Annotated in this window: 19 protein-coding genes; 12 read left to right on the forward strand and 7 right to left on the reverse strand. The window is 70.0% G+C overall.

Going from position 1 to position 18,490, the window contains the following annotated elements; translation table 11 throughout:
• Positions 1 to 156: 156 nt before the first annotated feature.
• Together sigJ and PUR61_RS40750 are read left to right on the forward strand one after the other, a co-directional pair.
• On the forward strand, positions 157 to 1,119 hold the full coding sequence (gene sigJ, locus PUR61_RS40745) for an RNA polymerase sigma factor SigJ (RefSeq protein WP_329884969.1): 963 nt from the start codon (positions 157 to 159) through the stop codon (positions 1,117 to 1,119).
• A gap of 253 nt (positions 1,120 to 1,372) precedes the next feature.
• Positions 1,373 to 2,212: an NmrA family NAD(P)-binding protein gene (locus PUR61_RS40750; protein WP_329884970.1), complete on the forward strand. Its 840-nt coding sequence runs from the start codon at positions 1,373 to 1,375 to the stop codon at positions 2,210 to 2,212.
• Between the two features lie 240 nt (positions 2,213 to 2,452).
• Here PUR61_RS40750 and PUR61_RS40755 read toward each other — a convergent pair whose 3' ends face one another.
• A complete protein-coding gene (locus PUR61_RS40755; RefSeq protein ID WP_329884971.1) occupies positions 2,453 to 4,564 on the reverse strand; it encodes an MMPL family transporter in 2,112 nt (703 codons plus the stop codon).
• Positions 4,565 to 5,319: 755 nt separating this feature from the next.
• Between PUR61_RS40755 and PUR61_RS40760 the strand changes: the two genes are divergently transcribed.
• Together PUR61_RS40760 and PUR61_RS40765 are read left to right on the forward strand one after the other, a co-directional pair.
• Entirely contained in the window at positions 5,320 to 5,601 is a 282-nt protein-coding gene (locus tag PUR61_RS40760) for a type II toxin-antitoxin system Phd/YefM family antitoxin (protein ID WP_329884972.1), read from the forward strand.
• Between the two features lie 5 nt (positions 5,602 to 5,606).
• Positions 5,607 to 5,885, forward strand: a complete 279-nt coding sequence (locus PUR61_RS40765; protein ID WP_329884973.1) for a type II toxin-antitoxin system RelE family toxin — start codon at positions 5,607 to 5,609, stop codon at positions 5,883 to 5,885.
• Between the two features lie 354 nt (positions 5,886 to 6,239).
• Here the strand turns inward: PUR61_RS40765 and PUR61_RS40770 are convergent, their stop codons facing one another.
• Positions 6,240 to 6,365, reverse strand: a complete 126-nt coding sequence (locus tag PUR61_RS40770) for a hypothetical protein (RefSeq protein ID WP_329884974.1) — start codon at positions 6,363 to 6,365, stop codon at positions 6,240 to 6,242.
• 137 nt (positions 6,366 to 6,502) lie between these two features.
• Between PUR61_RS40770 and PUR61_RS40775 the strand changes: the two genes are divergently transcribed.
• The 8 genes from PUR61_RS40775 (at position 6,503) to PUR61_RS45665 (ending at position 12,224) form a co-directional block, all read left to right on the forward strand.
• A complete protein-coding gene (locus tag PUR61_RS40775) occupies positions 6,503 to 6,757 on the forward strand; it encodes a hypothetical protein (RefSeq protein WP_329884975.1) in 255 nt (84 codons plus the stop codon).
• Between the two features lie 268 nt (positions 6,758 to 7,025).
• Positions 7,026 to 7,760, forward strand: a complete 735-nt coding sequence (locus PUR61_RS40780; RefSeq protein ID WP_329884976.1) for a Crp/Fnr family transcriptional regulator — start codon at positions 7,026 to 7,028, stop codon at positions 7,758 to 7,760.
• A gap of 115 nt (positions 7,761 to 7,875) precedes the next feature.
• Positions 7,876 to 8,664 carry a hypothetical protein gene (locus PUR61_RS40785; protein WP_329884977.1) on the forward strand — a complete coding sequence of 263 codons (789 nt, stop codon included), beginning with the start codon at positions 7,876 to 7,878 and terminating at the stop codon, positions 8,662 to 8,664.
• Complete coding sequence (locus PUR61_RS40790; RefSeq protein WP_329884978.1) at positions 8,661 to 8,957, forward strand: hypothetical protein; 297 nt, start codon at positions 8,661 to 8,663, stop codon at positions 8,955 to 8,957. Before PUR61_RS40785 ends, PUR61_RS40790 begins: the two co-directional genes overlap by 4 nt.
• Positions 8,948 to 9,694 (forward strand): hypothetical protein, encoded by a 747-nt coding sequence (locus PUR61_RS40795; RefSeq protein ID WP_329884979.1) that lies wholly within the window; start codon positions 8,948 to 8,950, stop codon positions 9,692 to 9,694. The genes PUR61_RS40790 and PUR61_RS40795 overlap by 10 nt, the downstream gene beginning before the upstream one ends.
• Complete coding sequence (locus PUR61_RS40800) at positions 9,691 to 9,999, forward strand: helix-turn-helix domain-containing protein (protein ID WP_329884980.1); 309 nt, start codon at positions 9,691 to 9,693, stop codon at positions 9,997 to 9,999. Before PUR61_RS40795 ends, PUR61_RS40800 begins: the two co-directional genes overlap by 4 nt.
• Positions 9,996 to 11,111: a hypothetical protein gene (locus tag PUR61_RS40805; RefSeq protein WP_329884981.1), complete on the forward strand. Its 1,116-nt coding sequence runs from the start codon at positions 9,996 to 9,998 to the stop codon at positions 11,109 to 11,111. The genes PUR61_RS40800 and PUR61_RS40805 overlap by 4 nt, the downstream gene beginning before the upstream one ends.
• Before the next feature lie 516 nt (positions 11,112 to 11,627).
• On the forward strand, positions 11,628 to 12,224 hold the full coding sequence (locus PUR61_RS45665) for an endonuclease domain-containing protein (protein WP_443035327.1): 597 nt from the start codon (positions 11,628 to 11,630) through the stop codon (positions 12,222 to 12,224).
• On the opposite strand, the gene PUR61_RS40810 is transcribed toward PUR61_RS45665, so the two are convergent.
• The 5 genes from PUR61_RS40810 to PUR61_RS40830 all read right to left on the reverse strand — a co-directional run bounded on the left by PUR61_RS40810 (position 12,152) and on the right by PUR61_RS40830 (position 18,090).
• Entirely contained in the window at positions 12,152 to 13,306 is a 1,155-nt protein-coding gene (locus PUR61_RS40810; protein WP_329884982.1) for a UDP-N-acetylmuramate dehydrogenase, read from the reverse strand. The genes PUR61_RS45665 and PUR61_RS40810 overlap by 73 nt on opposite strands.
• An 8-nt stretch (positions 13,307 to 13,314) precedes the next feature.
• On the reverse strand, positions 13,315 to 14,358 hold the full coding sequence (locus PUR61_RS40815; RefSeq protein WP_329884983.1) for a serine hydrolase domain-containing protein: 1,044 nt from the start codon (positions 14,356 to 14,358) through the stop codon (positions 13,315 to 13,317).
• On the reverse strand, positions 14,355 to 15,665 hold the full coding sequence (locus tag PUR61_RS40820; protein ID WP_329884984.1) for a UDP-N-acetylglucosamine 1-carboxyvinyltransferase: 1,311 nt from the start codon (positions 15,663 to 15,665) through the stop codon (positions 14,355 to 14,357). The genes PUR61_RS40815 and PUR61_RS40820 overlap by 4 nt, the downstream gene beginning before the upstream one ends.
• Positions 15,666 to 15,667: 2 nt before the next feature.
• The gene (locus tag PUR61_RS40825) at positions 15,668 to 16,408 is read right to left on the reverse strand and encodes a hypothetical protein (RefSeq protein ID WP_329884985.1); all 741 of its coding nucleotides are present in this window, start codon (positions 16,406 to 16,408) and stop codon (positions 15,668 to 15,670) included.
• A 368-nt stretch (positions 16,409 to 16,776) separates the two neighbouring features.
• Positions 16,777 to 18,090, reverse strand: coding sequence for a helix-turn-helix domain-containing protein (locus tag PUR61_RS40830; protein WP_329884986.1), 1,314 nt, complete (start codon positions 18,088 to 18,090; stop codon positions 16,777 to 16,779).
• Between the last annotated feature and the right edge of the window lie 400 nt (positions 18,091 to 18,490).

Consider the following 18,490-nt stretch of genomic DNA (forward strand, 5'->3'; position numbering starts at 1 on the left):
CCCTCTTCCGCCTCGCGGCGGTTGATCGGTACTGTCTCGGTAGTCCGACGACGTGGGCCCGCGAAATGTGAGGTGGAGCGTCGATGTCCGGCCCGGGGGTTCGTCGACGTGACGGCTGCGGAGGCGGACGAGAAGAACCAGGGAGCGGCCCCGGCCATGAGCACTCCGTCCGAGCCAGGGCATGACGGGTCCGAGCCGGGCCTGCGCGAGATCGTCGGCGAGCGGCGGCACCTGACCAACGTCGCCTACCGGCTGCTCGGTTCGCTGGCCGAGGCCGAGGACGCCGTGCAGGAGACGTACGCCCGCTGGTACGCGATGCCGCGCCGGAGCCAGGAGGCCGTCGAGTCGCCCGGTGCCTGGCTGACGACGGTGGCCGGCCGCATCTGCCTCGACCTGCTGGGCTCGGCGCGGGTCCGGCGCGAGCGCTACGTCGGTGAGTGGGTCCCCGAGCCGCTGCCCGACCGCGCGGAGTGGATCGGCGGGCCGGTGGGCGGTGGCGGGACCGAGCCGGCCGACCCGGCCGACCGGGTGACGCTGGACGAGTCGGTCAGCATGGCATTCCTCGTCGTACTGGAGACGATGACGCCGGCCGAACGCGTGGCGTTCGTCCTGCACGACGTGTTCCGGTACTCGTTCGCGGAGGTCGCCGAGATCGTCGGCCGGACGCCGGCGGCCTGCCGTCAGCTGGCCTCCTCGGCCCGCCGGCGTGTGCGCGCCGCAGGGGCCACGGCCGTCCCGGCGGCCGGTCAGGCCGGGCTCGTGCGGAGCTTCAAGGAGGCGTGGGAGGCCAGGGACATCAAGTCCCTCGTCGACCTCCTCGACCCCGACGCCACGATGGTCGCCGACGGCGGCGGGCTGGTCGGCGCCGCCCTCCGCCCGGTCGAGGGCAGCGAGCGCATCGCCCAGTACCTGATCCACATCGCCGACAGGGCCCCCGGGCTGACGCTCCTGGAACGGACGGTCAACGGCAGCCCCGGCCTGGTCGCCCAGTTCGGCGGCGTCACCGTGACCGTGGCGGCGTTCGGCCTCGCCGACGGCCGCGTCACCCGCATCTGGGCGGTCCGCAACCCGGAGAAGCTCCGCCCCTGGCACCGGAACGGCGACAGGACCGACGGCTGACCCGTGCGGGCTCGGTCCGGGCTCGGTCTGGATCCGCTGCTCCTCGCGCGCGCCGATCGGCTCGCCGGCCCCGGTGAGCCCGCACGGCGCGCGGGCCCCGTTCGTCCCCGGGCCGCCATGCCCGGGCGCCCCTGCCCGCCGGTTACTCCGCGGTCCGCCCGACGGGCTCTTCCTAGGACGGAATCCGTCCTAGATGCTCTCTACCGTCTGTCGGGAAGGAACTGATCGGAACGGTGATTCGGAGGGATCCGTCATGATTCTTGTGATCGGCGCGACCGCGCACTTCGGGCGGCAGACGGTGGAGGCGCTGGCGGGCGCCGGGCGGCAGGTCCGGGCCCTGTCGCGCACCCCTGAACGGGCGGGACTGCCCGAGGGCGTGGAGGTGGTGGGGGGCGACCTGGCCCGGCCGGAGACGTTGGGGCCTGCGTTGGACGGCGTCACCGAGCTGTTCCTGGTGCTTCCCTACGGTGCGGATGCACGGCCGCTGCTGGACCAGGTGCGGCAGGCAGGGGTGCGACAGATCGTGTTCCTGTCCTCGGGGGCCGTCGTCGACGGCGCGGACCCGCAGCCCGATGTGATCGCCGCCTACCACGCGAAGGTGGAGCAGGAGATCAGGGCGACGGGCGTCGACTGGACGTTCCTGCGGTTGTTCTTCCCGGCGATCAACTCGCTGGCCTGGGCGACGCAGGTGCAGGGCGGGGACACCGTCCGCGGACCGCACGCCGCGGCCGCCGCCTCGGTGGTGCACGAGCGCGACGTCGCCGAGGCAGCCGCCGCCGTGCTCGGCGCCGTCGAACACCACGGCCGGGTCCACGAACTGACCGGGCCGCAGTCGCTCACCCAGACCGAGCAGGTCGAGGTGCTCGGCCGGGCCCTGGGCCGTGAGCTCCGCTTCGAGGAGGTGGCGGATCACGTGGTCCGGCAGCAACTCGGCCGGTTCATGGACGCCGACTTCGCAGGTGCCCTCCTGGACTTGATGGCGAACACGGTGGGCGGGCCGGCACCGGTGGGCGACACCGTCGAGAAGCTGACCGGCCACCCGGCACGCCCGTACGCGCAGTGGGTCGCGGATCACCTGGCGGACTTCCGCTGACCCCCGCCGCTCCGCCCGAGGTCGTGGAATCGGCCGTGGGCGCGCGGGAGCGGGAGGAACACCGGGCGCACCGGATCGCCGCCGGACCGTCTCCGCCCGGCCCGCGGCAGCCCGAAGGCCCCGACCGCTGGGCGGTCGGGGCCTTCGGGCTGCCCAGCCGGTGAATCGCGCGGGCCAGTCGGCGAAAAGGCGGGCGTGCCGCCCGGCTGCGGCGACGCGATCAGCTCCGCGAGTCGGCCGTCACCTGCCCACGAGTGCGGGTTCGAAGTCGGCCTTGTCCGCCCGCGGCCGGGGGTCGTCATGGTGCCTGAACAGCTTGCCCGGCCACCACATCCATCGACCCACGTCCAGGGTCAGCGCGGTGACCAGCACCGAGCGGACGATCATGGTGTCCAGCAGCACGCCGAACGCCACCGCGAACCCGAGCTCGGCCGCGAACACCAGCGGCAGCGAGGCCATCGCCGCGAAGGTGCCGGCCAGCACCAGACCCGCTGAGGTGATCACACCCCCGGTGGTGGACAGACCCGTCAGCGCGCCGCGCCGGGTGCCGTGCAGCAGCGCCACTTCGCGCACCCGGGTGACCAGGAAGATGTTGTAGTCGATGCCCAGGGCGACCAGGAACACGAACGTCAGCAGCGGGAAGGAGGCTTCCGCGCCGGCGAAGTGGAACACGTGGTTGAACAGCAGGCTGCTCACGCCGAGGGCCGCTCCGAACGACAGCACCACCGTGGCCATGAGCAACAGCGGCGCGACGATCGCCCGCAGCAGCAGCGCGAGGATGAGGAGCACCACCACCAGGACGATGGGGATGATCACCTTGGAGTCGCGAGCGGCCGCCTCCTGCGTGTCGAGCATGATCGCCGTGCTGCCGCCGACATGGGCATCCGCATCCTCGATCTTGTGGACCGCGATTCTTGCCTGCTCCACAGTGCGCATCGCGGTCGTACTGCTGGGATCGTCCTTGAGTTCCGCCAGCAGGACGGCCTCGCCGCCCTTGACCATGGGCGTCGAGACGTCGCCGACTCCCGGTACGCCGGACAGCGTGGTCCTCACCCGCTCCGCCGAGGCGGCCTTGGCCACGACGAGGACGGGGTCGCCCGACCCGGCCGGGAAGTGCCCGGACCGAATCTCCTCGCCGACCGCCATCTGTGGTGTGTTGGTGAACTGGTCCTTGTTGGAGAGCCCGTCGGCCTTGAGCCCGAACGCCCCGATCGCCATGACGGCGAGGGCGAGCGTGGTGCCGATCCACACGATCCGCGGCCGGCGGGAGACAGCGGTGCCGACCCGGGTCCAGATGCCTTCCCCGGCCGCCTCGGCCGACCCGTGCGACGGCTTCACCGGCCAGAAGATCCAGCGGCCGCAGACGACCAGCAGGGCCGGCATCAGGGTGACCATGGCGACCAGTCCGACGAGCACGCCGACAGCACAGGCCGGTCCGAGCCCCTGGGTGGAGTTGAGAGTGGCCAGCATCAGCAGCATCAGGCTGACCGCGACGGTCGCGGCGCTGGCGACGATCGCGGGACTGGAGCGGTACAGGGCCTCGGCCATCGCCTCGTGCCGGTCCTCGTGCCGCAGCAACTCCTCCCGGTACCGCGAGATGAGCAGGAGCGCGTAGTCGGTCGCGGCGCCGAACACCAGCACGGTGAGGATGAAGCTGGTCTGCTTGTTGACGACGAGTCCGGCATCCTTCGCCAACAGGTAGATCACCGCTTCCGAGGTGACCAGGGCGACGCCCACGGTCAGCAGCGGCAACACCGGAAGCAACGGGCTCCGGTAGGTGAGCAGCAGGATCACGACCACCACCAGTGCGGTGATCGTCGTCAGGGCGCCTCCCCCACTGAACGCCTCGATCGAGTCGGACGCGTAACCGGCCGGCCCGGTGACGTGGAAGCCGAGACCGTCGGCGTTCTCCCCGCCGACCTTGTTCATCGCGGCAACGATCTCGCCGATCCCCTCCCAGCCCTTCTGGTCCTTGTGGAGCTGGACCACGGTCTGGACGGCTTTGCCGTCCTGGGCCTTCAACGGCCCGTGCGGCTGACCCACGACGTTGTCGATGCCCTTGAAGGCTTCGGCGTCGGCTTCGGCCTTGGCCATGTCAGCAGGGGTGATGCCCTCGGGCCGATCGTAGATCACAATCGCGGGCAGTGTGTCGCCGAGTTGGAAGCTCTCGGCCCGCTCGACGACCTTGGTGGACTCCGCGTTACCGGGCAGCCAGGCCGAGTTGTCGTTCTTCTCGACGTCGCCGAGCCGGCCGGCCAGCATCAGGGCCGGCACCAGGACGACCGCCCAGAGTGCGAGGACGACCCACTTCCCCACCCTTCCACCGGGCAGGGACGCCATTCTTCGTATCACGTTGATTCCTCAGTGTTCAGTTGGCGTGGGAGAGCTTGTCGGGCTCGGCGACGGTGCAGGTTCGGCACACCTGGCTGCCGTCCGGAGCGAGGCCGAGGACGAGGACCGGCCGGCGCCGACGGGTCGCCGTCGGCCCTGCGTCGGGTGATGGTGAGGCCTCGGCCGGAGTCGGGGCGAGAGCCGCGAGCAGACGGGCGACCTTGTCCCGGCCGTGGACGGGGCGAGCCCCGGCTCGGATGAGGTGATCATGGCCGCGGCGCCCCCGGGTCTTCTCTTCGTCCGCTTTCGCTGTCAGAACTTCGACGAAACAGCGCACCGGAGTGTGAGGTCGGCGCCTCGCCCCACTTGTCGCGCACTACGCGCCCGGCCCACCGAGGGCACCGCCGACCCACCGCCGCGATCCGCGCGGCGGGGCGGCGGTGCGGCGCCGACCAAGAGACTCCGGGCGGTGCTGTACGGAGGCGAGTGCAAACCAAAGCTGCAACAGGAGAACGCCGAAGGCCCCGACCGTTGGGCGGTCCGGGCCTTCGTGCTGCCATGGCCGGCAGAGGCGGAGGACACGAGATTCGAACTCGTGAGGGGTTGCCCCCAACACGCTTTCCCAATGTTTGTCCGGCTGTTCGGGGGGTGAACGCAACCAGAGCTGCAGCCAGGGCAGTGGGCGCCCCATGTCCAAACGGGCTCGGACGGCGGAGCTCGGAGGCGGGTGGACAGAAGCCTCGGAGGGGCATATGTACATCTGCTACATTTGTGACATGAGTGAACCGGTGATCGCATCCATGGCCGAGGTTCGCAGTCACTTGGCGGACGTCCTCGACCGGGCCCGTCGGGACGAGACCCCGACGATCATTACTCGGCGCGGCAAGCAGGAAGCCGTCGTGATCGACATCCTTGAGTACCGGCGGCTGAGCCGGTTGGCTGAGCAGGCCGAGGAGTCCTGGCTGAACCAGTTGGCCGACGAGGCGGAATCCGAAGGCACCGAAGGTTCGGTCTCGCTCGAAGAGATGGCCGCCCTGCTCCGTGCCCACCACGCCTGATCTCCATGGGCTACGTGACGCGGTTCACCCCGCACGCGCAACGGGACATGCTCAAGATCCCGCGCCCCGATGCTCTGCGGATCCTCTACCGCCTGACCGAGCTCCAGAAGGGGTTGGACGAGGGCGACACAACGGCCTTCGACATCAAGGCCCTTCAGGGGCACAGCTCGCGGTGGCGTCTCAGGGTCGGCGACTACCGCGTCGTGTACACGATCGAGGACGGCCAGCTGATCGTGTGGGTGATGGCTGCCGGAAACCGCCGCGACGTGTACCGCGGCCTGTAGGTGCTGTGGCTCCGATCATCCACGACGCTCGGGCCGGTGGGGCGCCACTGCCAGTGGCGCCTCCTCCGCTCCAAGGCATGAGAGTTGGCCGTTGAGACTGCAGATGAGCCTGTGAACGCCGAAGGCCCGGACCGCTGGGCGGTCGGGGCCTTCGTGCTGCCATGGCCGGCAGAGGCGGAGGGCACGAGATTCGGACTCGTGAGGGGTTGCCCCCAACACGCTTTCCAATTCTCCCGAAGCATGTTCGCCGGGGTTCACACACGTCCTGATCTGCGACGGAGCGAACCGCTGGATCGCAGCCGAACCCGGCCGGACGGGGCTGAACGAGACCAGAACTGAGACCACGGGATGGCCTCAGTAGCCGCCCCAGACGGAGTCCATGAGATGGCTCTCCTCGGCCCAGGCTGCGCCCTCGACGCGGTTGCGGACACCGACTTTGTTCCGGACGGTCGCCAGGTGGCTCTTGGCGGTGCTCAGCATGATGAGGAGGGGGCGGCGATCTCCTGATTGGTGTGATTCACCTCCACCCCCCTCGCCGCCGAACTGGTCACCCGCCGAACCAAAATCGCCGCCTACGGCGGCATCGGAAGCTTGCGCATCCCTGAAGGCCCTTGGGCGTGGAGACCGGCGCGATCCTCGGCTCCTCCGGCAAGGAGGTCGGCCGCACCCCCTGGTTCCAGGACCGCGTGGATCACACCTCGCTCTCCGAACTGCCCATCTGCCTCGCCAAGGGCAACACCCATGTCGAGATCGCTGAACAGCCCGCAGGTCGCTACTTGACCTTCCAACTCCTGGAGGCCACCCTCGTCGCCGCCCTTACGACCCTATTCGCCGCCTTCGCCCTCTGCCGAATCCGCCGCCGCCCGGCCTGACAGAAGGGGTTCCGCGGAACAACCGAAGGCGGAGGATGCGAAATTCGAACTCACGAGGTATTGCCTCAAACGTGCTTTCCAATTCTCCTGAAATCTGTTCACCGGGGCTCGCGCCCGTCCCGCGACTCCGGCATATTGCGTGCGAGGGATTCGATGCGCGCCCCGTGCACCACGTACCGCATCAGATTCTCCTCGCGCGCTCTTTTCTGTTCGAATCCGGGCCTGATTTCCTGACCGGGAAGACTCGGGTTCGACCACGAGGTGGGGTATGGAACGATCGGTCCAGAAGGCAGTACAGCGCGGCTCGTATGACATCGGCGGGCGGCGGCCCGCCGGCTTTCTCGGCAGCCTGTCGGTGCCGGTCCGGGAGGAACTGCTGAGCATCGGCTCCCCGCAGCAGTATCCGCCGGGGGAGAAGATCCTGGTGGAAGGTTCACTGGGCGACTACCTGGTGCTTCTGAAGAGCGGCTGCGTGAAGGTCACCGGCAAGCTCGCCAACGGGCGTGAAGCCCTGATCGCCATCCGGGTCGGCGGAGACGTGGTCGGGGAGATGGCTGTGTTCGACGACGTGCCCAGGTCGGCCACGGTGACGGCGTGCGACGACATCGATGCACATGTCGTCCAAGGCCGGGCGATGCGGAGCTTCCTCGACAAGCGTCCCGAGGCCGCCACTCAAATCGTGCGGCTTGGCAACCGTCGCCTTCGCACCGCGAATTCCTGGCGTATCGATTTCGGTGAGTTCCCGGTTCGAGTACGGCTGGCCCGGGTTCTCGCCAAACTTGCCGAGGACTACGGCCGACCCGCCGGCTCGCACACCCTGATCTGCATCGACCTTACGCAGGCCGAACTCGCGGCGTTCATCGGGTCGAAGCAAAGGGCGGTGGAGAAGGCGTTGGAGGGTTTCCGTGACGAGGGGATCATCACGACTGGTTACCGCCAGAAAGCGGTGAAAAAGCTGGACCGCCTCCGGGAGATCGGATGCCTGCCGCCGATCGGTCGCTGACAGGACCCGAGAACCCGCACTTCTGCGGCTCGCTCGGAGATGCCGGTCCGCCGGCCGCACAGTTGGCGTCCAGCACGACCAACTGTCCGGCCTCATCGAGCAGGTGATGGTTCACATGACGTCGCACCCGATCGTCCGGCCCTGGGACAATCCCCAGCCGGAAGTCATCCGCCGCCTCTGCCTGGCGGCAGACATCGAGCAGTACAGCCGTTTCGACACCCCGGACCAGCGGGTCGTACAGGCCCGACTCGCCCGGGTGTTGCGGGTGGCAGCCGAACGCAGCGGTCTGGACCACGGCAGGTGGTCCAGCCAGCCGCAGGGCGACATGGAGTTCGCGGTGCTCCCGCCCGGCACTCCCGAGCCGGTGGTGCTGGGTAGGTACGTCACGCACCTAGCGGCCGAACTCGGCGGCTACAACGCCACCCGCCGGCCCGCCGGGCGGCTGCGGCTTCGGCTGGCCATCGATACCGGCGTGGCTGCCACGGCGGCCCTGGGCTTCTCCGGCCCCGCCCCGGTCGCGGTGGCCCGCTACCTCAACGCACCCGAGGTGAAGCAGGCCCTGGCGGCCGCCGGGTCGGCGAGCCTGGTCGTCGTGATCTCCGACCGTCTCTACCAGGACGTGGTGCGCTCGCGGCCCCACGGACTTGACCCGGAGCAGTACCGCCGTATCCACGTGCGGCAGAACGGGTTCGCCGGGTACGGCTGGGTCCAGTTGCCCGGTACGGAGCCGGAGGTCGTGCGGGAATCCTGGCCGCTCGCGCCGCAGGACGGACCACGCCCCCCGGAGCGAGCCGCGGAGCGGGAGCAGTCGAGCTTTGTGCAGCACGGTGTCCACGGCACCGCTGTCCAGGGCGTGATCCACGGGTCCGTCTACGGGGCTGCACCCGGCGGGGCGAGCCGGTGAGCGACGATTTTTCCGCCGGAAACTTCACGTCCTGTGGGATCACGGCGGGCGGCAACCACCAGCACGGCACCTTGGGCCTCTCCGTCCAGGGCCGGGCCCGCGACGTCCACTACTACGCGGCCCCCTGCGACCACCAGTGTGCCGCTGCGGGCGCGCGGCACACTTCCGGCTTCTCGCCGGTCCCCTACGAGACGTTGCGCGAGGATTTGCACCGGATCGTTCGGGTCTGCTCGCGCATCGTGGATGACCTGCGTGATGACACCGACGAGTCGGGAGGTACTGCATGGGACTGATCCCCTACACCCGGGTGTTTGACGTGCTGGAGCATCGGTTCCGGCCCGCCGAGCTGCCCTTCCCGGTCACCACCGTCGACGGCCCAGCCCGGCTTTCCGCCTTGGCGGCCCGGTGGTCGCTGTACGGCAGGTCAGTGGACCTGCGGCTCCGCGAGGAGATCTGGCGCGAGGCCGTCGGCGCGGCTCAGCGTGACACCAGCGCGGCCGGGCCCGACCGGTTGCTGGCGATCTGGCTGGCCCTGCCCGCGATGCGGTGCACCCTCTACCGGATCGCGATCCGCTGGTCGATCGACCGGCGGGATCTCGAATCCGAGGCGCTGCTCGCCCTGTTGGTGACGCTTGCGGAGGTGGAACCGCAGGTTCAGGACGCCGGCCGCGCACTGCTGCGCCCCGCCGTCGGTCGGGTCTGGGCGTTTGCCCGGGCCAGCATTCGGGAGCGGCCGGTGGCGGATATCGCGGCGCTGGCCGCCTCCCACCTCTCCGTGGAGTCGCCAGCGGAGTCGCCGGTCAGCAGCTGGCGGGACGGTTGGGAGCTGTGTGTGTCGCCGCCCGCCCGGTCCGACGGCTTGTCGGCGACTGTGCGGTTCAGCGTCACACCGGAGCGGTTGGAGAGCTTCAGGCTGGGCGAACTGGCAAGCCACTTGGGCCTCGGAGAGATCGTGCACCGGGCGCGGCGCCCAAGCGAGGGCAGCCGGATCGGCACCCTGTCGCTGCGTCCGGCCGGAGGACAGCGATGACCCCGCGCTCCCGTACCCGGCTGTCGTTCGGCGAAGCGTTCGACCTGCCTCTGACCATCGACGTGCGCACCGCCGCCCGGGCACTTGGGCTCTGTCCTGCCACCGCCTACAAGCTCATTCGCCACGGTGGCTTCCCCTGCCTGGTCCTGCGTCTCGGGCGGCAATACCGGATACCCACCGCCAATCTACTCCGGGCACTCGGGATCGAGGAGCGCCCTGTCTATCCAGCCGATCTGAGGGTTGGCGTCGACTTTGCGCAACAGCGCGATCGTGCATCGGAGTTCGAAATGGAGGACTACGTATGAGCATCGTGACCGTCGCCGGTGCGGAGCCCGAGGAGGCCTCGATGACGACCTGCTTCGTCGTCGCGCCCATCGGCAACGAGCATGCTCCGGACGGGAGTCCGGAACTCCGGGCCTTCGAGGAGAACCTGGAGATCTATGAGAACGTGATCCTGCCTGCCTGCGCCAAGCACGGCATCGTGCCGGTCCGGGCGGACGGGATCGCCGACACGGGTGAGATCGCCGAGCAGATCTGCCGCCACGTGCTGCAGGACGACATCGTGATCGCCGATCTCACCGGAGGCAACGCCAATGTTGCCTACGAGCTCGGGATTCGGCACCTGACCGGCAAACCCGTCATCCACATCGGCGAGCATGGTCAGCTGCCGTTCAACCTGTCGCTGATTCGGACGATCAAGTTCAAGCGCAGCCGGAGCGGGCTGGTCAGGGCTCGGCGCGACCTGGAGAGCGCGCTGGAGGGTGCCCTACACAACGGGTTCGAGCCGTTGACCCCAGCCCGGATCCTGTTCGGGCTGCCACCAGCACTGGCGCTGCCAGCCGTGGTCGAGGCGGAGCGGGACGATCCGGAGGCCCCTGGGCTGTTCGACCGGTTCGCCCGGGTGGAGGAGCAGATGGAGGCTATGGGCGAGACCACGGAGGCGATCACCGGGTTCATGACGGCGATCGGCGAAGTCGTCCTGCAGATCGGTCCCGTGATGGAGCGGGTCTCCCAGCCTGGGACGCCGATGAGTGCGTGGCTGCCAGCGATGACCGAGTTGGGGGCAGCGCTGGCCGAGCCGGCCTCTGGTCTCCGGGAGGCGTGCACCCGTTTCACCGGGCAGATGGTGGAGATGGACGCGGCGGTCCAGACGGCGTTCGACGTCATCGCGGCGATGCCGCCCGAGCAGCGCGCCGGTTCGCCGACCGGGTTCCTAAAGCAGATGGTCAGCACCGCCGAGTCCACCCAAGAGGTGGTCGGTGTGCTCGGCGAGGTCGAGGTCGGAATGCGATGGATGGCGAAGATGAGCCGGGCACTGCGCCCGCCCGGCCGGGACATCTCGGCCGCGGTCAAGCAGGTCAGCGGCGTCATGACCCGGATCGCGGACTGGGAGCGCAGGGCCCGCGCGCTCATTTGACCACACGGTGGGCGGCCCCACCTGCTCCACCGTGGCCAACCTGCTGATCAGGAGTGCACGGTCTCTGCGAGCACCGCCACCGAAGCGCAGAAGGCCCCGACCGGTTCCCGGTCGGGGCCTTCGAGCTGCCATGGCTGGCAGAGACAGAGGATGCGAGATTCGAACTCGTGAGGGGGTGAACCCAACACGTTTTCCAATTCTCCCGAACGGCGTCCGCTGGGGCTCGCACATGTCCCGATCTGTGGCGGAGTGAACCGTCGGACGGCGCTTGAACTTGGCCGGACGGCGGTGAATGAGACCAGAACTGAGACCAGAACATGGCGCTTGCTGTTCCTGCGCTTGGTCGGCGAAGGTGTGGCGGTCGCGGATGGAACACCCGTAACCGGCAGATGGGACGATGAGCGTTACGCTCCGTTGGTTGTCGGTGACGCCCTCTAGCCTGCGGCTGTGGACTGGGAAACGGACGAAGAGTTCTACGCATGGGTCGAAACCCTGGGCGCTCCCTGCGTAGTGTGCATGGATACGTTATGGCGAATCGATGCTGGCTCCAGGGGAAAGACGTGCCCGCGGTGCCGCAACGCAATCCGGCAGGCACGCCGACACAAGCTGACGCTTGCGAGCATCAATGCGATCCTCAGAGCGCAGGATGACACTTGCCCGCTGTGCCACAGCCTGGGTGGTGACCCTTCGACGGAAGGTCCGTCCTGGTGGCACATCGATCATGATCACAACTGCTGCTCCGGGCGGTCTTCGTGCGGGCGATGTGTACGAGGGCTACTGTGCGCGAGCTGCAATGTCCGCGGCCTGACCTGGTACGAGTCTCTCCCTGTCGAGCTGCAAACCTTGGATCACGTCAACGTCTACCTGGCCGATCCTCCAGCTCGCAGACCAGAGGCGGAAGTGCTGTTCTACGGCGATCTTGAAGGCGTACGGTCTCGCGATGGTTCTCTCGCGGGGTGGCGCTCTAATCAGCCCCTGCAGACCACGCATGAGTCCCTGAATCTGCAGGCGTGGATATGCCTGCGGGCGGGCGGCGGCGCTCACGTAGCTTCAGACCGTAGGTCTTGCCACCTGAGCCTCGGGCTCGGGAGGCGGCGGCCACGGTGGTGCTGATCCTCGGTGTCCCGAAGCGTGTGGCGATGCAGAACATAAGGTGGGCCCTTGGGCCAGGTGCCGACCCGTACTGGCTCGGGGTGGAGCGTAATGCTGGTGGCTCGCTCGACCTGCCGGACGAGGTCGGTGAGGGCCTGGACGAAGCCGATGGCGGTTGCACTGTTGTGGGCGGTGAGGGTGAGGGTGCGGCGTTCCGAGCATCGGACGCCGTCGGCGATCTTCTTGCCAGGTCGGTAGCCGACGTGTTCGAGGAGCCATCCGGCGCTGGCCCGCAGCTGGCCGTCGCTGTCGGTGTGGACGGGGCAGTCCGCCGCCGACCAGCGGGCGGCCTGGGCGGCGGTGACGAGCGGGTTGAGGAACACGGAGCCGGCTTGGCGTGCGTCGGGGCCGTGGGGGTCGAGGAGGAGGCCGCGGCGGTGCCGGTTGGCGAGGACGGCGGCGGTGACCTCGCTGACCGGCGGCCTGGCTCCGGGCTGGACGCCGAGTTCCTCGGCGAGCGGCTGGTAGGAGATGGGTGCGGCCGGGGAGTGGGTCAGGCGGAAGGTGACGGTGAGGATGGTCCAGCGGCCTGGGTCGTGCTTGAAGCGGCTGTCGCGGTGGCGGAGTCGGCACGCCTGGGCGGGCAGGGTCCGCAGTCGGCCCATGTCCCAGTCCCAGGCGGTCAGGTGGTCCAGGGTGTCGCCGACCTGCTGGCCGTAGGCACCGGCGTTCTGGACCGGGGCGGCACCGACGGTGCCGGGTATGCCGGCCAGGCACTCGATCCCGGACAGGTGTTCGGCGGCGGCCCAGGCGGTGAGGTCGGTGAGCGGGTGGCCGGCCAGCACGGATACCAGGACAGTGTTGTCGTCATGCCGCTTCGCGGTGATGCCCCGGGTGTTCATGACGGCGACGGTGCCCGGGTGCCCGGTGTCGGACGCGACGACGTTGCTGCCGTGGCCCAGGGTGAGGGGGCTGTACTCCTCCCGGCGGCCGACGGTGTGCACCAGCTCCTGCCAGTCGTCGTGGTCGGAGACGTAGAGCGGCTCGCCGACCGGGCCGCCGAGCCGCAGGGTGGTGAGGGAAGCGAGCGTGAGGTGGGGCACGGAGCCTCCTACGGTTCGTCGGTGATCGCCTTGAGTGCCAGGGCCCGCAGCGGCGCGAGGCGGGTGCGGTTGTCCTGGTGGTGGTAGACGGCGTTGGTGCAGATGGCCAGGTAACGTCCGGTGGCCGGGGCGAGGTAGAGGCTCGTGCCGGTGAAGCCGTGGTGGTAGGCCACCCGGCCGCCGTCGGCGAGGATCCAGGCCAGGCCCCGGTGGAGGCCGGGTTCGATCCCGGCGAGCGGCTGGAGGCTGTCGGCCAGCCAGCGGCCCAGGTCCCCGCCGTTCGCGTGCGAGGACAGCAGCGCGGCGGCGAAGGCGGAGAGGTCAGCCGGGGTGGTGAACACCCCGGCGTGGCCGGCGACTCCGCCGAGCAGGGCGGCGTTGTCGTCGTGCGGCAAGCCCCAGAGGCGGGGGCCGCCCGGCAGCCGCTGCTCGGTCGGCGCGACCCGCGCGGAGCGGGTGAGCGGCCCGTAGGCGGTGGCGGTCATTCCGAGGCTCTGCCACAGGTCGGCTGCCAGCTCGTCCAGGCGGTGGCCCCGGGTGTGGGCGAGGGCCAGTCCGAGGAGGATGAAGCCGCGGTTGATATAGCGGTGGCCGGCTCCGGGTTCGGTGATCAGGTCTTCGCCACAGATCAGTTCGGCCAGTGGCTCGGTGCGGCCCCGGTACCGGTCGAGGCGGGTGTCGGCGCGCAGGCCGGAGGTGTGGGAGAGGATCTGGCGGGCCGTGACTCGGCCGCCGGGTGCCTCGGCCGGGACGTCGGGCAGCAGCTCGCGGACCGGGGTGTCCAGGGTGAAGGACTCGTTGATGGAGGTGCCGACCAGCGGCCAGGTGGCGAGCACCTTCGTCAGGGACGCCACGTCGTACACCGTGTCCGGCCCTGGCCGGGCATCGCCGCACTCGGGGGCGACGATGCCGGAGGCCAGGAATCCGGGCTCGGCGTCGAACGTGCCGTGGGCGATGACGCCGCCGGGAACAGTCCCGTCGGCGGTCAGCAGCTCCAGGCACTCGCGCAGGTCGACGAGTGCGTTCGGGCTCCACGGCACGGTGAGGGTCACGACTGCTCCTGGTTGATCGTCAGGTCGGCACCGAGCGCGGCCAACTTCGGCAGCAGGCTGCCGTATCCGCGCCGCAGGTGGTACATCCCTCGGATCGTAGAGGTGCCCTGGGCCGCCAGGGCGGCGATCACGAGGGCGGTCGCCGCACGGATGTCCTCGCCGGCCACGTCGGCGGCGGCGAGCGGGGACCGGCCCCGGACGGTGATCACCGAGCCGGTCGCGTTGACGGTGGCGCCGAACGCGTTGAGGGCGGGCAGGTGGGTGTCGCGCTGGGTGTAGACCCGCTCCTCGATCCGGGAGGCACCCTCGGCCTGGGTGAGGAAGGCGGTCAGCTGGGGCTGTACGTCGGTCGGGAAGCCGGGGTGCGGGCCGGTGGCCGTCTGCACCGGCCGCGGTCCGGCCGGGGTGCTGACGGTGGTCCCGCCGTCCACCGGGTCGAGCCGGATGCCGGCGTCGGCGAACACCGACACTAGGCCGTCGGGGAAGGCGGCGGCGGGGAAATCGTCCAGGTGCACGGTGCCACCGGTGATGGCGGCGGCCAGGGCCAGCGTCGCGGCCTCCAGCCGGTCGGGCGGAACAGTGAACACCCCGCCCTGGATGCGTTCGGTGCCGGTGATGTTCAGGGCGTTCCTGCCTCGCCACTCGATGCCGACGCCGGCCTGCGAGAGCAGGGCGGCGGTGTGAGTAACCTCGGGTTCGACACTGGGGTTGAGGATCGTCGAGGTGCCGGGGGTGCGGGCGGCCAGGAGCATCGCGGTGACCGTTGCCCCGAGGCTCGGGCCCCAGGCACGGGTCTCGGCGTCGGTGACGAACGGCAGCCGCTTGCCGGTGAAGCGGGCCCGTACCCGGCCCCGGTCCAACTCCACTTCGGCCCCGGCAGCCGCCATCGCGGCCAAGTGCCGGTCGATGTACCGAGCGCAAAATGCGTCGCCGCCGGGCAGCGGGAGGGTGACCTTCCCGGCGCGGGCCAGCAGAGCACCGGCCATCACGGCGGTGGTGCGGATGCGCCTGCCGAGGTCGTCCGGGACGACTGGGAAGTAGGAGTCGGCCGGGTGGGTGGTGAACTCGGTGCCGACCACGGTGGTGCGCGTGCCGGTGCGGTGCAGGATGTCGGCGACCACGCCGGTGTCGAGGATCTCGGGGGTGCCGACGAGGGTCAGCGGGCCGTCGGCCAGTATCGCGGCGGCGTACAGGTGCAGGGCGATGTTCTTGCTGCCCTGCACCGTGGCCGTGCCGGTCAGGGGTCGGCCGCCAGTGATGTACACGGTGCGTTCGTCGGTCGTCGCGGAGGTGTCGGTGGTTGGCATGGCTACCTTCCCTGGCTTCCGGCGGGGAAGAAGCCCCCGACCTGGGTCTTGGGGTAGAGCAGGGTGTGCGCGCCGATCAGCGTGGCGGGCTGCAGGACCGTGCCCGCAGGGACGATCACGCCGTCACCGACCACGGCGCCGAACTTGGTCTGGCCGGTGGCGATTCGGCGGCCGTCGAGGTGGGCGCACACCTCCTCGGTGGCCGGCTCGGTGACCGGGCCGGAGGTCACCCGCAGGCCGGTGGTGGACACGAACGCGCCGATGTTGACGCCCAGGCCGAGCACGGAGTCGCCGACGAAGCTGGTGTGCTTCATGAAGACCCCGCCGGTCAGCAGCGAGCGGGTGACCTCGGCGCCGAACCCGATCCGGCAGCCGGGGCCGATGACCGTGTTGTCGCGCACGCGGGCGCCGGCCTCGATGACTGCGCCGGGGCAGACCAGGGCGGGACCGGTGACGAACGCGCCCTCGGCGATGACGGCCCCGGCCGCCACGACCACGTTGCCCCGGACCGTCGCGCCGGGCTCGACGGTCCCGGCGGGCTCCGGGAGTGCGATGCCGAGGTGTCCCGCCAGCAGGTCGACCATGGCCTTCTTGAGGCCGAACACGGTCGGGCAGCAGTTCAGCAGGTGCAGGACCACCGGGTCGGTGACCTGTTCGGTGTCGATGTAGTACGCGGGCGTGGTGCGGTAGTCGATGCGCTCCAGGTCGGTGTCGATCCGGGGCGCGTCGGTCAGCCGGTGCATGGCTGGTTCTCCTCTCGGGCGAGGGAGGGGAAGACGTGCGGGGGGCGTGGTGACGACCTCTGGCCCTACGAGATGGGCAGGTCCAGGGTGGTGGCCGCTGCCTGGGGGCGGGCCTCGGCCTGATGGTCGACCGCGAGGCCGAGCAGCACGAGCACGGGCAGGTGCAGGGCGGTCCAGGAGGCGGTCAGGAAGGTGCCGAGGCGGTCTCTCCGGTGCGGCGTGCCGGGGTCCTTCGGAGGGCGTGGCGGTGCTGTGCGTTGGTATGGGAGGGCCTTCGGCAGCAGGGGGAGGGGTGGACGTTCCCCAGTGAACTGCCGGGCGGGATGCCGGATCCGTAGCCGGGCTACGGGCCGTAGTCCGGCTACGGGTCAGATGATCTGCACGCCCGCGCGGGCGGCGAAGTTCCGAACGCCGGGAAGCTTGCGGTCGTGCCGCAGCAGGCCGGTGACGAGGTCGCGCACAGCGCCCCTGCGGACCTCTTGCGGAGCGGCCTCCTCGGCGGCGAGCAGGGCCCGGTAGCACTGCTCGGGCTTGCCCCACTGGTCGAACGCGCGGGCCACGTCGGTGAAGAAGCGGGCCTGCCGCTCAGCGGTCGGCAGCGCGGCGGGGTCGATGGTGGCAGCCATTTCGATCGCTCGCCCGGCGTCGCCGAGCTCGTAGTGCACCGACAGCTCGTGCAGGGCGACGCCCTGGACGCCGTCCAGCAGGCCGGAGGACCGGCTCGCTGCGGCGGCGCTGTCGGCGGCCTCCCGGATCAGGGCGTGCGCGTAGGAGCGGTCGCCGGACTTCGCGGCGGTGTAGGCGGCGGTGGCGTACAGGTCTCCGCGGGTGGCCAGCCGGGCGGTCTCGGGGACGGAAGCATCGGCGAGGAGGTCTTCGGCGGCGACCACCACGATGTCGGTGGCGCGAGCCAGGCTGCCCTGGCGACGCCAGGAACTGGAGACCATGCGCTGGGCCTCTGCGGTGATCAGCGGGTCTCCGCCCAACCGGGCTGCGGTCAGCGCGCGGTCCGCGGTGATGGCCACCAGGTTGTTGGTACCGACTTTGATGCACAGCCGGACGGCGATGTTATAGAGCCGGGCGACGTTGCGGGCCCGTTCCTCCGCCGAGCCGATCATTTCGGCGGCGGCGATCCGACCGGGCAGGGCGCGGGCCAGGGCGTCGTACTGGGCCGCCTTGAACTCCCGGCGCGACGTCACCAGCGAAGCGGCGACCGTCGCCTGGGACGGCTCACGGCGGGGAGACGGAATCCGGCCGGCCCCGTACAGGAGAAGGTCCTCCAGATCGGCCAGCGAGGCCTTCTCCTCGGCGTGCGCGGCCTGCTGGCCGGCGGCCGGGGCGAAGAGGGCGGCAGCCGCCAGGGTCAGGAACGGGCGGCGTCGCACATCGTCCTCCTCGGCAGCGGAAGTGCTCGTCAGCGTAGCGGAGGCAGGCTTTCGCGGACGGGGTCTCGCGCGCTCGGCGGCCGGTTGCGGCAACGTGATCAGCTCCGCGAGGTCGACACCCAGCACCTCGGCGAAGCGCTGGAGGAGCGTCAAGTCCTTGACCTGCTGCATGTCCCGCTCGACCAGGGACATCCAGTCCTCACTGCGGCCGACCTCAGTGGCCAGGCGGAGCTGGGTCCACCCCAGCACCGACCGCCGGAGCGAGATGAACGCGCCGAACGTCCTGCTGTCCCCCACCGCAGACTCCCGCGGATCGTACCCGACCGGCTACAGACCGCTACGGTACCCAGCTGCGGGGGCGCTGCGCAGCGGAAGCCGTGCTCGGGGGCGAATCTGTCCGTCTCATTCGTGCGGTGGTCGGTTGCGACGGGTGAACCTGTCCCGGCTGGGCGACACTTCCCGGAACCTTCGGCATGCCGGTTCGGGCTGTCCTGATACCAGGTCGCCGCCACCAGGTCTGCCAACCCTACGGTGAACGCCGAAGGCCCCGACCGCTGCTTGGGTTCTAGCGGTCCTCGCAACACCCGCGATCGGTGGGAGTTGCGAGGACCGTGGCCGTTGGACGCGATGATCTTTCGGGGTTGAGGGAGCGTTTCCTTGCGCGGGTGGATGTGGTGGGGAACGTGACGGTGGTGGC

Source organism: Streptomyces sp. BE20 (genome assembly GCF_036322525.1).
In the GTDB taxonomy this organism is placed as follows: domain Bacteria; phylum Actinomycetota; class Actinomycetes; order Streptomycetales; family Streptomycetaceae; genus Kitasatospora.